Genomic DNA, 14,104 nt, shown 5'->3' on the forward strand with positions numbered 1-14,104 from the left:
GCTACCGCTCAGCGTTCTTCCGGGGCGGTGTGACGAGGGGTCTCGCTGCGTTCATCGTTGCGACGCTTCGCCTTTGGATCGCAGAGACGCAGCGAGTTGGTCGACGGTCGGCAGACCCGCCAGGCCGCAGTCGGTCGAGTAGACGCGGCAGGCGAGTTCGGTCAGTTGCACGGCATCGTCGAAGGCGTCGACGCCGCCGATGAGGATGGTCGGTGAGCCTGCGAAGGCCGACGCCGCTGCCTCGGCGTCGGAGGAGATCAACCGGTGCCCGATCTCGATGTCCGACTGTCCGATCAGGCTGGCCGCAGCACGAACCCGGTCCGCAGCCTCCTGCCAGTTCGGGCACCCGTCGAAGTACAAGATCTCCACCTTCATACGAGCGAGTCTGCCCTCCAATCGGTTGGCGTGCCAATGCAGCCACGACGAAGCGCGTCGACGACGTGGTGAGATCGTGTCGCCTGGACCAGGCGAGGCGGAGATCGTGCACCTGATGCTATTCCGCATCCTTTTTCAATAATGTCCTGTTGATCCTCAGCCAGAAACCAGAGGCAACGCAGGTCGCCGGATTCCGCGCGTGGCAGCAGCGCGGACGCCAAGTCCGCAAGGGCGAGAAAGCGATCCGGATCTACGGCTACAGCTCCCGCACCATCACCGAGACCGACCCCGACACCGGCGACGAAGAAACCCGCAAGGTGCCCACCTTCCCGATTCTGTCGGTGTTCGACCACTCCCAAACCGACCCGATCGAGGGACACCCCCAGCCCGAGGAAATCACCCGGCTCCTCACCGGCGCCGATCCGGACGCGATCTACGACCGCGTAGCGGCGGTCATGACCGGCCGAGGATGGACCGTCACCCGCGAAGCGATCACCAGCAGCGCGAACGGCTACACCACCACCGACGGCTCCCACCGGATCGTCGTCGACGCCGCCCTCGAACCCGCAGCGGCCGCAAAAACGATGATCCACGAGGCCGCGCACGCGATCATGCACGCACCCGACCTCATCGGCCCCGAGGCCCGAAAGGACCTGCACCGGGGCCGGATGGAAGTCGAAGCCGAATCCGTCGCCTACGTCCTGGCCGGGATGCTCGGACTCGACACCAGCGCCTACAGCGTCGGCTACATCGCCGGATGGGCCGCAGGAGACCTCGAGCAGGTCACCGCCACCGCGAAAGCAGTACTGACCGCCGTCCACGAGCTGGCCGACGCCCTCGACCCGGCCGCCGCCGAGTCGGACGACGGCGAGGACACCGGGACCGGGGAGGCCGCGTAGCCGGTCGGGGGAGGGTCCGCCGGCCGAAATGTTCCGGCCGGCGGACAGGCCACCTGCGGTGTCCACCGAATCGAGCTCCGCTGCGCTCCGCACTCGAAAGAGCACAGACGTTTTTTCACAGCGGTTCTGGCTCCCGGCGAGCATTCATCACCCGTGCCCGCCGCCTCAACCCCTCGCTCCGCTGCGCTACGACCGAAGGCTCCGAACACTTTTCGTCCCGTGCTCGCTGCGCTCCCACGAAAACTGTCCGGCCGAGGGGTTGCCCCGTCGTTCCCGTGCGCTGCCTTCTCTCCTCACGCCAGAAACGGCGAAAAAACGTGGGGGAGGACGCAAGACCGACCCGGCACCGTTCCGAAGGGCAGCAACAGTTATGACCGAGACCACGAACACCGAGACCGTTACCTGCATCGCGGACGGACCCGACTGCACCGGCGACGTCGAATACCGGGACGCACTGTCCGGAACCGGAGTAGCGCACCCGAGATGCGACAAGCACTGGCAAGACCGGCTCGGCCTCGAGGACGACCTCCGACGCCGCTACCCGGCCCACGCACCCGCCGACTTCGACCCCACCTACGCAGGCGAGCACTGGGACGAGGACTACTGACCAGGCCCGCTCACCACACCCCAACCGATCGACCAACCGAGGAGCACAAGCCATGACCGCCAGCAACCACGACGACTACTGGACCACCTACGACAAGGCCCTCGACGCGGCCGCAGAATGCCGAAGCGTCGAAACGCTGATCGACACCCTGAACCGCTACTACCCGCCCTCGTCCGGAGTCGCGTTCTTCCCCAACGGAGCCGACCGAGACCTACTCGGCACACTCACCGACGCCGGACACTTCGATACCGTCTGGGTCCACGCGGACTACCACTTCGCGCTCCGTGACGGCCGCGGAGACGGGTTCACCTACATCGAAGGCGACATCGTCCGCGGAACCTCACGATTGTGACCACCCGCCCCGGTGTCTGACGGCACCGGGGCAACCAACCTCGCACCACCTGGAAGGAACGCCCCTGATGCCCGCTCAAGCCTGGGTCACCCTGTTCGTCGGCGTCCTCGCCGTCGTCGGCGTCGCCCTGACCGTCCGCCAACGCACCGTCGCCGACAAACGCGCCCAAGCCTGGCAACGGATCACCTGGTGCCTCGAACGCACCACCAGCGACAACGAAGCCGAAGCCGCACTGGGCTGGGACATCTACACACCGGTGACCGACTCGCCGCTCATCACCCGAACCGAACGAGACGTCCTGCGCGCCGTCGCGACCCGGGCATTGTGGCGAGCACTGGCGTCACCGGCACAAACCGAGGACACTGACAACCAGAACGAGCAGGAGGACCCACGATGACCACCACCGAGAAGCGCACCACCGCAGCCCGACCACAGGTCGCACGGGCCGCAGCACGGGCATCGGTCGCACTGTACGAACGCGACGGCCTCGAGGTACCCCAGTGGATCCGCGACGCCGCCGAAGGGCGCCCGACCACCCCACCAGCCGAACAGCCCTGACACAGGCCCACAGCCTGCAGACCGAAAGGCCCGCACCCCGACACCGGGTGCGGGCCTTCTCCATTGCCTGGGATCAGGAAAACGTGAGGGAGCAGGATCGGGCCACCCTGCGGGCGTCCAACCGAATCGAACTCCGCTGCGCTCCGCACTGCTACACCCCGACCCGCAGCGCAGACAGGCCGCCCGTGCACGTGCGGTTCGGACTTCAACCCGTTGCAGCGCAACACAATCTGTCGGTACCCGATGCCACACTCGAAGCCATGCGAATCCGAACCATCGACGGACCACCACTACCCGCCGAAATCGCCGAACAGGCGGCCCGAGCAATCGTCCTCACCGCCCTGCAAACAATCGACCAAGCACGCAATGAGCCAGCCGATCGGGGTCGATCAAGCACCACCTGTAGGCCGGTCCACTGACTCCAATGCGTCCGCGAGAACCTCGACGGCCCTATCGCGATCGTCGAGAGCCGCGACAGCCCTCGCCGTCAGATCGTTGAATGCGGTATCGAATTCGCTGATCGCAGAATCCGCAAAATTACGTAGTGCCGCGCCCTGCAGCCGCATTCGAACTGCCTGCTCAAGCTTTTCCCGAGCCAGTCTCATCGCCCCGTGGACTGGGCTCAGCGGCATTCGAGTCGGGTCGTAGCCAGCAAGACGCAACTCAGACAAGAAGTTGTTCTCGCTGTTGCTCGCCGCTATGACATCGACCAGATACGAGTCGACCAAAGCCCAACTACCCTCCGGATCGACAACCGCGGGTCGCGGTATTGCTCTCTTGGTCCGCCCCACAGCACGGGCGAACTCCGCATAGAACGCCAGCATCCGGGCAAACAATGCACTGTCCCGATCGCGCACGTTCCGTGCATTTACCAGACGCTGCTCCGCCACCCACTGATCACGCTTGAGCTGCAACTCATCCCGCGCCTGCTCCTTCTGAACCTTAATCTGCTCGTTGAACTTTGCCCGCTCGGTCCTCATGTTCTCCCGCTGACCATGAAACGCGATATAGGCCGCAGTGATCAGAAACGGCCCAGCGACCAACCCCGCGATCAACGTCGCCTGCGGCTGAGTCAAATCCCACTCCATCAACGGACCCCACACAGTTCCTCCCACGATCAACACAACAGGGCCACCGAACATCAGCGCCACACCACGAACCCACTTCATGACTCGGCATCATGCCTTGCCCCGACATCGCCCATGTTGGTCTGTCAACATTCCGCGCCGCTGACCACCGAATTCAGCCCAGTGCTGCCGCGACACCGAGCGGGGCCGGCCTCCGTCGCTCCCGCACAATCACGCCGCGATTTCCACAGGTGGAGGTGGCCACGCCGCCGGCGTCGACCGGTAGTCGTGCATTCCGCCTGTCGGCGGTGCCGGCCACCCTGCGGGCGTCCCCTGAATCGAGCTCCGCTGCGCTCCGCACCGTGGAAGAGCAAAGACGTTTTTTCACTGCGGTTCTGGCTACCGGCGAGCATCCATCACCCGTGCCCGCCGCCTCAACCCCTCGCTCCGCTGCGCTACGGCCAAGGCTCCGAACACTTTTCGTCCCGTAGTCGCTGCGCTCCCACGAAAACTGTCCGGCCGAGGGGTTGCCCCGTTGTTCCCGTGCGCTGGTTTCTCTCCTCACGCCAGAAACGGCGAAAAAACGTGGCAGGGCAACAGGGTCCGGCCACCAGTTGAGAAGGGACGTCAGGTCATGCACGACACCATCACAGGACCGAGGACGGTGGGACTGCACACGGCGATCATGGCCGCGATCGGTCAGGTACCGGCGCAGGTCAAGACCCACGCACTCGCGCAGGTCACCGCCTACACCGAGCAGGTCAACCGAGCTGCTGAGGATGCGAATTCGACCACCGTCGATGCGCACCTCGAGCGGGCCGCGTTCTGGGCATGCACCGCCCGCGAAAACGGAGCCAGTGAGGCCGAAATCCACGCCGCACGCCAGGCAGGCCACCACCAGGCAGCCACCGCTCAGCAATAACCCCCAGGCCCGTACAGGCCCGGAAAACAAGAAAACACCGGACAGCTCCTAACTGCCCGGTGTCTCCAACCGAAGAATCTACCAGGGAGAGACACCACCATGACCGCAAGCATCGAAACCACCACCGCCGCAACCGAAGCCCCCACGACCGGCACCACGCCGGTCGTGGGGGCGGGCGAGGAGTTCGCCCGCCTGCACCCCACCGCCCTCGAAGTCGGCCCCAACGTCCGCGACGAGGTCGACACCGATTCGGACGAGTTCCGCGCCGTCGTCGCCTCCATCACCGAACACGGTGTGCTCCTGCCGATCCTCGCGCGCCGCGACGAGGACCGCATCGTCGTCATCGACGGCCAGGTCCGCACCCTCGCCGCTCTCGAAGCCGGGGTCGACAGTGTGCCGGTGCTGATCCGGCCGACTGCGAGCAAGGCCAAGGACCGCGAAATCGAACGCCTCACGCAGCAGGTGAACACCAACGACCGCCGCATCGCGCTCACCGACGGTCAACGCGCGAAGGCCGTGACCGCGATGTTCGAGCTGGGTCTGTCGGCTACCAAGATCGCCAAGACGATGCAGTACGACAACCGGGACACCGCCAAAGCCGCAGGGACAGCGGGTCGCTCGCAAACAGCTCGCGAGGCGCTCGACGCCGGGCAGCTCGACCTCGAGCAGGCCGCGATCGTGGCCGTGTTCGACGCCGACGGCGACACCGAGGCCGTCGAGAGGCTGCTCGACGCCGGGTCGTGGTTCCACTCTGTGGCGCAGGAGCTGATCGCGGACCGCGCCGAACGCAAGGCCCGCGCCGAAGCCGGTACCCCGTATGCCGAGAAAGGTGTGACCGTCCTCGTAGACGAGCCCGACTACGACAGCCCCTACGTCGCCGCTGAGGACTTGGTGACCGCAGACGGAGAGCCGGTCACCGACGCCGTCATCGACGGCGCGGCCGAGCACTGGGCGGTGTGGCTGACTGCCGATGAGCAGATCACCCTCACCGCCAGCGGCGAGGTGATCGAGTCCGAGTCGATCGACTGGGCGACCGAAGGAGCCCCGAAAGCCGTCGCCGCAGAGGGCTACCACCACCACAAGGACGTCACCGTCGCCCAGGTGTGGGTGCCGGAGTACTTCACCGCCGACCCCGACGCGGCCGGTGTGAAACTGGGGCCGATCCTCGCCGCAGCGTCGAGCGAACCCGACGAGGCCGACGACCAGGCCGCAGCCGAGAGGAAGGCACGCGAGAAGAAAGCAGCGCAGGCAGCGCTCGCGGAGAAGGAAGCCGAGAAGGCCACTCGGCGGCGCACCGTCGCACTGAACAAGGCCAGCGCCGCCGCGACGATCGTCCGCAAGGAATGGCTGACGAAGTTCCTCACCCGCAAGACCCTGCCGAAGGGGGCAGGGAAGTGGATCACCGAAACCCTCGTCGACGAGCCGGGACTGTTGACCGAGAACAAAGCGCCGCAGTACCTCACGGAGCTGCTCGGTGTCACCGTGCCTGTCGACACCAGCCCCAGCGCCGGGTACCCCGGTGTCGCGGACAAGGCCGCGCGGCGAGCGCTCGCCGCCACGATCGACAAGACGCCCAGCGAGACCCGCGCGCAGGTGATCCTGCTCGCGCAGATCCTCGCCGCCTACGAAGCACGAGTGAGCGGCAAGGGCAACGACTCCTGGCGTCGTACGTCCTGGGGTAACCAGGACAACTACCTGGGCTTCCTCGACCAGCACGGCCACGTGCTGACCGTGGTCGAGCAGGCCGCAGCCGGAATGCTCACCCCCGAGCAGGCGTACGACGCCCTCACCGCGCCCAGTGAGGACAACGCCGCCGACCAGTAACGGAGTAGGGGTGGCGGGCACATTCGGTGCCCGCCACCCCTCATCCATCGCCGGACAGTATCGGCCCCACAGCGCAGGTGGGGAAGCGTCCCCGGCCCGGGTCGAGGGGGCTGCCGCCGCCCTCGAGCTCCCCCGCTCGACGCCCCACCACCGCACTGCCCACGACGGCCAGGCGGCTCACGAGAGGTCAGTGCGCGGCGTTGTAGGCCTCTTCGATGGCGGCCGGGATGCGGCCGCGATCGCTGATCTCGTAACCCTCGTCGGCGGCCCACTGCCGGATCGCGCGTGTCTGCGCCGGGTCACGGGTGGCCGGTGTCCCGGTTTTAGCGGGCGTCGTCGCGCCGGCGGGGGAGGGCTTACGCTTGCGGCCACCGACCCGAGTGGAATGCTCGATGTAGTAGTCGAGCTTCCTGTGAAACTCGGTGGCGTTCTTCGCTTTCAGGTCGATCACGTACTCGACGCCGTTGACCGCGAATTCGATGGTCTCGCCGGATTCGTCGTCGATGACCGACCCGTCGATATCGTCCACCAATTGGGTTGTCACTCGTTTGGCCACAGCCGGAAACCTTTCGATCACACGCAATGTCAGGGACTCGGTTACCGGCCAGCGTAACCAACGAATGTGGCGATGAGCTGCACCCTTTCATGTCACGACATCATGGGGTGCGATGTCGGATCGGATTCCTTTGAATGCGGGATGCCGTAAACGTCCCGTTGCCGATTGTTCGCGGTATTCCACGGTCGCCACCAATTCCGGTGTCACCCAGGACACTCCGACTGCGTCGGTGCGCGGAACCGGACCGTGCAGCGCACTGCCGGTACGGGTGCGCTCGGTGAGCGCGCTCCGCAGCTCTCGGCGCATCTGATCGGTGAAACCCGTTCCTACACGGCCGATGTAGACCAACTCGCCCGCCTCGTCGTACGCTCCGAGGAGCAGAGCCGCCAGTGTCCCACCGGCTCGCCCGCCCGTTGGAACCCATCCGCAGATCACGCCTTCGCGTGTGTTCCGGATAGGTACCTTGATCCACGACGGCGACCGGATCCCCGATCGGTACACCGACTCCGCTTTCTTCGCCACGACCCCCTCGATGCCGTTGTCGGCGGCAATGCCCATCAACGTCTCCCCGTCGATTCCCGTCATGGTCGGCGGCACCTGTACCCGACGCCCGTCGGCCACGCCGAGGCCCTCGAGCAGCGCACGGCGCTGCGTGTAGGGCAGCGTCCGGACCGATTCGCCGTCGACGTCGAGGACATCGAACACGAAATACGTCACCGGGGTCGACCGCAACAACGCCGCCGACGGCCGCGCGACATGCATTCGGCGTTGCAGCAGCCCGAAATCGGGCCGACCGCCCGAATCCAGTGCCACCAACTCGCCGTCCAGGGTCACCGATCGACCCGCCGTTGTGTCCGCCAACGCCGCCGCCACGTCCGGGAACGAGGCGGAGATGTCGTTTCCGTTGCGCGAGAACAGCTTCACCCGCGATGTGCCGTCGACAACGCTGACCCCGCGTTGGCCACTGGAGTCCGCACGGGTTCGATCGGCTGCCAGGAACCGGTGTAAGCCCAAGTTCCCTGGTCAGAGCAACGATTCTTCTTCATTCCGTGGTCGCTCAAATTTCATCAGTTACTCGTGAATTCTGCGAGTTCCTCGCATAAGTTCACTGTTCGTGTCAGATTTCGCTACTCGTCGGCAGCGACGTATCGCTGCCGACGGCGCATCGAGTGCCGCGCGGGTCGGCAGCGGGGAACTTGCGGACGTCGAATCGCTGCAGCGGCTGGCGTCGGCGTCGGGGGACGACGAACACGACTTTTTCCGTAACACGCTGGTCGAATACGGATGGGCCAGAGATGTGGCGGGTCTGAGCCCGGCGACGTTGCAGAGAATCATGTATCCCGTGATCGAGATATGCGATTACTTCGATTGTGTGCCATGGCGATTGACCCAGAAGCAGTTCGATCAGTACTTTGCCGGTCCCGGTAAGCGCAGTCACGCAACCATCCGCAAGAAGTCAGTTCAGATTGACAACTACTACCGATTCCTCGAGCACCGCTACGCCGGCGAGCTGCTCCGAGCGTTCGGTGTCGGTGTCGAGTCACCGGTCGACCCGTTCAACCGGCCGAGACACAGAGGTGATTTCGCGCTGCGGATTCCTCCCACTCGACGAGCGATGACAGCGTTCTTCGCCGAGTGGAGAGAGGCCCTGCCGCGCTCACGCAAGTACCACGTGAGCGCGCGCGACTACACCATGGCGAAGATTGCGTACCTGTCCGGTGCGCGCGCGTCGGAGCTGTGTGCGGTGAGGATCGGCGACATTCATTGGGAAGCGGGACAGTGGGGCCGCTTCGTCGTCGTGGGTAAGGGCGCTCGCGGATCAGGTCCACGCGAACGGCAAGCGTTTCTCTTCGAAGAGGGGAGAGAGCTGCTGTGGTGGTATCTCGAACAGATCCGGGGCGAGTTCAGCGACGACCCGACTGACGCGGGCGCACCGTTGTGGCCATCGGAACGCTTGCCGACCGCCGTCGCGGCGCTCAACCTCGCCGTTGCACCCGCGATTCAGCCCTCGACTTTCCGCCGCAATCTTAAAGCTGCGTCGCACCTTCATCTGAACGGCCCGGTGCGCGAGCTCTACCCCCATCTGCTGCGTCACGCCTGCGCCACCCACAACTACCAACAAGGCATGCCCTTGTGGGATGTGCAGAAGATGCTCGGCCACGAATGGGCGAGCACCACTGTGGGCTATTTGGCGTCGGCCGGAGCCGACCCGGAACGGTCTGTCATCGAGTCGACACAACGCGCCGTGCGGCGCTTGAGTACGGAGAATTAGAAGATGAAATGGAACCTGCGCATGGTCGCGGCGCAACGCGACATCTGGCGTCCGACGCAGCTACTCAAAGCATTCGAGCAGGTCGACTTCCACCCGTCACTGAGCAAGACTGCGGCCCTGTGGTCCTCGGCGCCGGTCACGATCCGTCTCGATGACCTGGACAAGATCTGTGCGGCGTTGAACTGCACTGTCGGTGATCTGATGCTGGCGGAATTCGTTCACAGCGTGGATCTCGACGCAGCTCCAGCACGCGCAATCGGTGATCGGTCGGGCCCGGCCGCACCCGCTACCGGGACCAGGAAGCGCGGAGCCCGCCGCGTCCCACCTCCCAACTGATGTCGGAACGAAACCCTGCCGATGGGGTGGCGGCAAGCAATGCCGCCCGGCACACCGAGCGCACCATACGGATGATCGAGCAAACACCCGCGCAGTTCCGCGACGACGTGCAGGCGTGGGTCACTGCGCTCGGCGGCCGCGGTCGACGTAAGTCCAGACCGCTCACGGAAGTGACCATTGCCCTCTATCTCAATTTCGCGCAACCGGTCTTGCACGAATGGGCTGAGACACACCAAAGCCTGCGATCTGTCGAAACTGTCGACATCGAGCGCGCGCTGAGCCGTCACTCAGGGCAGTCGAGACACAACGTGCACACGGCCCTGAGGTCGCTCTTCCGCGGACTCAAACGCGAACGTCGCATCTTCGCCGACCCTGCCCGAGAGGTCGCTGGTCGGTACAGCCGCAGGATCCTCAGACCGTTGCCGTCCGACCGCGTGCATGGGCTGTTCGATCAGCTGAGCAGGCCCGATGACCGGGTGATTCTGGCGCTCGTCGCGGTCCACGCGCTGACGATCGAAGAGGTCATCGGCTTCCGACTCGACCATCTCGACCGTTCGGCAGGACGAGCAACCGTCACCCGTACGCACACCCGCCACACGTTCTGGTTGGACGAGTTCACCGCTGAGGTGCTCCGCGACTGGCTGATCTACCGTCAGCTGCGGTGGCCGACCAGCACGAATCCGTACTTGCTGATCACCCGGATAACTGCGCCTACCGCACTGCCGGGCAGTCGCCACTACATCACCCGGCCATTCCGTGACCTCGGCATCACCGCCCGCGAACTGCGTGTCGATCGCATCCTCGACGAGGCCGCCCACAGTGGCGACCCAGTTGCCCTGATGACCGTGTTCGGTATCGGCACCACCACTGCGGTCCGCTATGTCAGGACTGCGCACCCAGGCCGATTCGACGTAGACCCCACCGCACCATGACTCGATCCGAAGTTCGGCCAACGGACTGGTCTTCGCCGCAGGTTCGTAAGCCACTCGACGCAGCCAACGGCCTTCCGAAACATACGGGGAGGGGGTATGGTCGACATGTCATCGAGATACCCCCAGGGGGTATCTAAGCAGCCAGAGGAGCGCGACATGATCACCACGGTTTACAAAGTCACGGGCATGACCTGCGGTCACTGCGAAGCGGCAGTCCGGGAGGAAGTAAGCACCGTTGCAGGAGTCGACACGGTCGAGGCATCTGCAGCTGCGGGAACTCTGACGGTGACAAGTGCTGACGTGCCCGACCACGCCGGTGTCATCGCAGCTGTCCGCGAGGCTGGATACACAGTCGAACCGCAACCCAAAGATTCGCGCACCGCGTAACCGCTGAACCTGGTGGAGAGAAGGATTTCCCGCGATGAACAACCACACACATGCCGACGCTGGCGGAGCCGAGACAGCGGGCACGCTGCCGGGCCACGATGCATCCGAACACAGCGCAGCCCACTCCGGCCATGGCGAGAAGGAACACGAAGGCCATACCGGTCACGAAGGCCATACCGGTCACGGTGGCCACGCCGGTCATGGGGACCACGTCGGCATGTTCCGTCGTCTGTTCTGGATCATGCTGGTCCTCGCCCTTCCGGTGATCGTTGCCTCGAACATGTTCGCGATGCTCCTCGGATACTCACTGCCCGACTCATCGTGGATCGCCTGGGTCTCCCCGGTGCTCGGAACGGTGATGTATGCCTGGGGCGGTTCCCCGTTCCTCTCCGGAGCAGTCAGCGAAATCCGTTCACGTGCACCGGGAATGATGCTGCTCATCGCCCTCGCGATCACCGTCGCATTCGTCGCGTCGATGGGAGCAAGCCTCGGCCTGCTCGATCATCAGCTCGACTTCTGGTGGGAACTGGCCCTGCTGATCGTGATCATGCTGCTCGGGCACTGGATCGAAATGCGATCCCTCGCGCAGACCACCTCCGCTCTGGACTCGTTGGCGGCGCTGCTTCCGGACACCGCCGAACGCGTCGACGGCGACGATGTGGTGCCGGTGCCCCCGTCCGAGCTGCAGCTCGGTGATGTCGTCGTCGTGCGCCCCGGCGGCCGCGTACCGGCCGACGGCACCATCGTCTCCGGATCGGCGAGCATGGACGAATCGATGATCACCGGCGAATCACGCACCGTCCGCCGCAGCGACGGCGACCAAGTCGTCGCCGGCACTGTCGCCACCGACTCCGGTCTCCGCATCAAGGTCACCGCAGTAGGGGAGGACACCGCCCTCGCCGGCATCGGCCGCCTGGTCGCCGACGCCCAGAACTCGACCTCGCGCGCTCAGCGCATCGCCGACACCGCCGCCGGCTGGCTGTTCTGGTTCGCTCTCGGATCTGCGATCATCACCGCGTTGGTGTGGACGCTATTCGGGATGCCCGACGACGCCGTCATCCGCACCATCACCGTGTTGGTCATCGCCTGCCCGCACGCACTCGGACTCGCGATCCCGCTGGTGGTCTCCATCGCCACCGAACGTGCCGCCCGCGGCGGGGTTCTGGTCAAGGACCGGCTCGCACTCGAAACCATGCGCACGGTGGACACCGTGCTCTTCGACAAGACCGGGACCCTCACCAAGGGTGAACCCACCGTCACCGCAATCGAGGTGACGAACGGGCGCACCGCCGACAATGTCCTCGCTTTGGCTGCTGCCGCAGAAGCCGACTCAGAGCACCCACTCGCACGGGCCATCGTTGCGGCCGCACGCGCGCGGAACCTGACCGTCCCGGCTGCAGCAGACTTCCAGTCGTCTCCCGCCGTCGGGGTCTCTGCGGACGTCGACGGCACCCGCGTGCAGGTCGGCGGGCCCGCGCTGCTCGAGCAGGAACACGGATCCGAACTTGCTGTCGCCGACCGGTGGCGGGGCGACGGGGCGATCATCCTGCACGTCCTCGCCGACGGTGCCGTGATCGGTGCCCTTGCGCTCGCCGATGAGATCCGGCCCGAATCACGCACGGCAATCGACGCGCTCCACGCCCGCGGAGTCGCGGTGGTGATGATCACCGGTGATGCCGATGCCGTCGCGAAGTCCGTCGCCACCGAGCTCGGTGTGGACCGCTACTTCGCCGGGGTGAAACCGGAAGACAAGTCCCACAACGTCGCTGAACTGCAGAGTGAAGGACGCACGGTGGCGATGGTCGGCGACGGAGTCAACGACGCCCCAGCGTTGGCACAGGCCGATGTCGGTATCGCGATCGGGGCCGGCACCGACGTCGCTATCGCGTCGGCAGGGGTGATCCTCGCCAGCGACGATCCGAGGTCGGTGTTGTCGGTGATCGAACTCTCGCGCGCCTCGTACCGGAAGATGAAGCAAAACCTCTGGTGGGCAGCGGGATACAACCTGATCTCTGTCCCGCTCGCGGCAGGGGTGCTCGCACCGGTCGGGTTCGTGCTGCCCATGTCGATCGGCGCGATCCTGATGTCGCTGTCGACGATCATCGTCGCCGCGAACGCGCAGCTGCTTCGGCGACTCGACCTCGCGCCCGACACCATCACCGGAGCGGTGAACGAGGGGAGTTCCAATTCTCCGTCGCAGCGCACACCGTCACTGTGAGAGCTGATCTCGTACCGGAAACGCAGCCCTGACGACTGCGAAGCGCTGATGGCCGCACCCTCTCCGCCGGAGAGGATGCGGCCATCGTTGTGTATAGCGGGCCGGGTCAGCCGAGCAGCCGCTGCATGGTCTCGATTTCCTGCTGCTGAGTGGCGACGATGGCGCGTGCCATCTCCAGGGCGTCAGGATTGGAACCGTCCGCGATTTCGGTGTTCGCCATCTCGATGGCACCGGTGTGGTGGGCGATCATCATCGTCAACCACTGGCGGTCGAATTCCGGTCCCGACGCTGCCATCAACGCGTCCATGTCCTGAGCGGTCATCATGCCGCTGCCGGAGCTGTGGTCCATCCCGCCCATCTGACTCATGTCAGCCGAGGGCGCGGGCTTACCCCACTCGGCCAGCCACGCCGTCATCTGGTCCATCTCGGGCTGTTGCGCGGATGCGATCGCCGATGCCAGTGACAGGACCTCCGTGTTGTCGGTGCGGCCTTCGGCCATGTCGGCCATCTCGACTGCTTGCGCGTGGTGCGGGTACATCATCTGCGCGAACATCACGTCGGCATCGTTGAACTGCGCCGTCGAACCCGCCGGCGCGGACGATGCCGGCGTCGAGGACATCGATCCCATCGAATGGCCATCCATCGACGAATCGGCCCCGTTGTCGCTACAGCCGACGACGAGGAACGCGCTCGCGGCAGCAGCAGCGATCGAGGCAATGACTTTGGTACGCATGAGGAAACTCCTTGCAAGAGTGAGTAGTACAGAGGATTCGATGTCGTTCGATCCGCCGACAGACAC

General features: G+C 65.3%; 18 protein-coding genes. 12 read left to right on the forward strand and 6 right to left on the reverse strand.

Annotated features, from left to right (window positions below; translation table 11 throughout):
• Positions 1-51: 51 nt before the first annotated feature.
• Positions 52-375, reverse strand: a complete 324-nt coding sequence (locus tag CH294_RS26595; RefSeq protein ID WP_048320402.1) for a hypothetical protein — start codon at positions 373-375, stop codon at positions 52-54.
• A 149-nt stretch (positions 376-524) separates the two neighbouring features.
• On the opposite strand from CH294_RS26595, the gene CH294_RS26600 reads away from it, so the two are divergent.
• From CH294_RS26600 to CH294_RS27655, 5 genes are all read left to right on the forward strand, one after another.
• A complete protein-coding gene (locus CH294_RS26600; protein WP_230678344.1) occupies positions 525-1,274 on the forward strand; it encodes an ArdC-like ssDNA-binding domain-containing protein in 750 nt (249 codons plus the stop codon).
• A 370-nt stretch (positions 1,275-1,644) separates the two neighbouring features.
• Entirely contained in the window at positions 1,645-1,881 is a 237-nt protein-coding gene (locus tag CH294_RS26605; protein ID WP_053068851.1) for a hypothetical protein, read from the forward strand.
• Between the two features lie 52 nt (positions 1,882-1,933).
• Entirely contained in the window at positions 1,934-2,233 is a 300-nt protein-coding gene (locus CH294_RS26610; RefSeq protein ID WP_048320401.1) for a hypothetical protein, read from the forward strand.
• A 67-nt stretch (positions 2,234-2,300) separates the two neighbouring features.
• Positions 2,301-2,630, forward strand: a complete 330-nt coding sequence (locus CH294_RS26615) for a hypothetical protein (protein ID WP_094739366.1) — start codon at positions 2,301-2,303, stop codon at positions 2,628-2,630.
• On the forward strand, positions 2,627-2,791 hold the full coding sequence (locus CH294_RS27655) for a hypothetical protein (protein WP_155288773.1): 165 nt from the start codon (positions 2,627-2,629) through the stop codon (positions 2,789-2,791). Before CH294_RS26615 ends, CH294_RS27655 begins: the two co-directional genes overlap by 4 nt.
• Positions 2,792-3,180: 389 nt before the next feature.
• On the opposite strand, the gene CH294_RS26625 is transcribed toward CH294_RS27655, so the two are convergent.
• On the reverse strand, positions 3,181-3,960 hold the full coding sequence (locus tag CH294_RS26625) for a hypothetical protein (RefSeq protein WP_125833447.1): 780 nt from the start codon (positions 3,958-3,960) through the stop codon (positions 3,181-3,183).
• Positions 3,961-4,492: 532 nt separating this feature from the next.
• Between CH294_RS26625 and CH294_RS26630 the strand changes: the two genes are divergently transcribed.
• Positions 4,493-4,780, forward strand: a complete 288-nt coding sequence (locus CH294_RS26630; RefSeq protein WP_094739367.1) for a hypothetical protein — start codon at positions 4,493-4,495, stop codon at positions 4,778-4,780.
• A 99-nt stretch (positions 4,781-4,879) separates the two neighbouring features.
• Positions 4,880-6,604: a ParB N-terminal domain-containing protein gene (locus CH294_RS26635; RefSeq protein WP_094739368.1), complete on the forward strand. Its 1,725-nt coding sequence runs from the start codon at positions 4,880-4,882 to the stop codon at positions 6,602-6,604.
• Positions 6,605-6,644: 40 nt separating this feature from the next.
• Here CH294_RS26635 and CH294_RS27660 read toward each other — a convergent pair whose 3' ends face one another.
• From CH294_RS27660 to ligD, 3 genes are all read right to left on the reverse strand, one after another.
• Positions 6,645-6,785 carry a hypothetical protein gene (locus CH294_RS27660; RefSeq protein WP_170944870.1) on the reverse strand — a complete coding sequence of 47 codons (141 nt, stop codon included), beginning with the start codon at positions 6,783-6,785 and terminating at the stop codon, positions 6,645-6,647.
• A gap of 6 nt (positions 6,786-6,791) precedes the next feature.
• Entirely contained in the window at positions 6,792-7,160 is a 369-nt protein-coding gene (locus CH294_RS26640) for an Lsr2 family protein (RefSeq protein ID WP_037174614.1), read from the reverse strand.
• 87 nt (positions 7,161-7,247) lie between these two features.
• Positions 7,248-8,174 carry a non-homologous end-joining DNA ligase gene (gene ligD, locus CH294_RS26645; RefSeq protein ID WP_048320467.1) on the reverse strand — a complete coding sequence of 309 codons (927 nt, stop codon included), beginning with the start codon at positions 8,172-8,174 and terminating at the stop codon, positions 7,248-7,250.
• 100 nt (positions 8,175-8,274) lie between these two features.
• Here ligD and CH294_RS26650 point away from each other — a divergent pair, with 100 nt between their 5' ends.
• From CH294_RS26650 to CH294_RS26670, 5 genes are all read left to right on the forward strand, one after another.
• The gene (locus tag CH294_RS26650; protein ID WP_212709835.1) at positions 8,275-9,432 is read left to right on the forward strand and encodes a site-specific integrase; all 1,158 of its coding nucleotides are present in this window, start codon (positions 8,275-8,277) and stop codon (positions 9,430-9,432) included.
• Positions 9,433-9,435: 3 nt separating this feature from the next.
• The gene (locus CH294_RS26655; protein ID WP_170944871.1) at positions 9,436-9,768 is read left to right on the forward strand and encodes a helix-turn-helix transcriptional regulator; all 333 of its coding nucleotides are present in this window, start codon (positions 9,436-9,438) and stop codon (positions 9,766-9,768) included.
• Complete coding sequence (locus tag CH294_RS26660; RefSeq protein ID WP_141216334.1) at positions 9,768-10,700, forward strand: hypothetical protein; 933 nt, start codon at positions 9,768-9,770, stop codon at positions 10,698-10,700. Before CH294_RS26655 ends, CH294_RS26660 begins: the two co-directional genes overlap by 1 nt.
• Before the next feature lie 156 nt (positions 10,701-10,856).
• The gene (locus tag CH294_RS26665) at positions 10,857-11,087 is read left to right on the forward strand and encodes a heavy-metal-associated domain-containing protein (RefSeq protein WP_027494143.1); all 231 of its coding nucleotides are present in this window, start codon (positions 10,857-10,859) and stop codon (positions 11,085-11,087) included.
• Positions 11,088-11,121: 34 nt separating this feature from the next.
• Positions 11,122-13,305: a heavy metal translocating P-type ATPase gene (locus CH294_RS26670; protein ID WP_094739369.1), complete on the forward strand. Its 2,184-nt coding sequence runs from the start codon at positions 11,122-11,124 to the stop codon at positions 13,303-13,305.
• A 106-nt stretch (positions 13,306-13,411) separates the two neighbouring features.
• On the opposite strand, the gene CH294_RS26675 is transcribed toward CH294_RS26670, so the two are convergent.
• Entirely contained in the window at positions 13,412-14,038 is a 627-nt protein-coding gene (locus CH294_RS26675; RefSeq protein ID WP_094626845.1) for a DUF305 domain-containing protein, read from the reverse strand.
• Between the last annotated feature and the right edge of the window lie 66 nt (positions 14,039-14,104).

Source organism: Rhodococcus sp. 14-2483-1-1 (assembly GCF_002259335.1).
Classification (GTDB): domain Bacteria; phylum Actinomycetota; class Actinomycetes; order Mycobacteriales; family Mycobacteriaceae; genus Rhodococcoides.

Bases quoted from the DNA above. Each gene is read 5' to 3' on its own strand.
- CH294_RS26630 (WP_094739367.1), top strand. From the start codon at position 4,493: ATGCACGACACCATCACAGGACCGAGGACGGTGGGACTGCACACGGCG.
- CH294_RS26610 (WP_048320401.1), top strand. From the start codon at position 1,934: ATGACCGCCAGCAACCACGACGACTACTGGACCACCTACGACAAGGCC.
- CH294_RS26665 (WP_027494143.1), top strand. From the start codon at position 10,857: ATGATCACCACGGTTTACAAAGTCACGGGCATGACCTGCGGTCACTGC.
- CH294_RS26625 (WP_125833447.1), bottom strand. From the start codon at position 3,960: ATGAAGTGGGTTCGTGGTGTGGCGCTGATGTTCGGTGGCCCTGTTGTG.
- CH294_RS26635 (WP_094739368.1), top strand. From the start codon at position 4,880: ATGACCGCAAGCATCGAAACCACCACCGCCGCAACCGAAGCCCCCACG.
- CH294_RS26605 (WP_053068851.1), top strand. From the start codon at position 1,645: ATGACCGAGACCACGAACACCGAGACCGTTACCTGCATCGCGGACGGA.
- CH294_RS26595 (WP_048320402.1), bottom strand. From the start codon at position 375: ATGAAGGTGGAGATCTTGTACTTCGACGGGTGCCCGAACTGGCAGGAG.
- CH294_RS26655 (WP_170944871.1), top strand. From the start codon at position 9,436: ATGAAATGGAACCTGCGCATGGTCGCGGCGCAACGCGACATCTGGCGT.
- CH294_RS26615 (WP_094739366.1), top strand. From the start codon at position 2,301: ATGCCCGCTCAAGCCTGGGTCACCCTGTTCGTCGGCGTCCTCGCCGTC.
- CH294_RS26675 (WP_094626845.1), bottom strand. From the start codon at position 14,038: ATGCGTACCAAAGTCATTGCCTCGATCGCTGCTGCTGCCGCGAGCGCG.
- CH294_RS26660 (WP_141216334.1), top strand. From the start codon at position 9,768: ATGTCGGAACGAAACCCTGCCGATGGGGTGGCGGCAAGCAATGCCGCC.
- CH294_RS27655 (WP_155288773.1), top strand. From the start codon at position 2,627: ATGACCACCACCGAGAAGCGCACCACCGCAGCCCGACCACAGGTCGCA.
- CH294_RS26670 (WP_094739369.1), top strand. From the start codon at position 11,122: ATGAACAACCACACACATGCCGACGCTGGCGGAGCCGAGACAGCGGGC.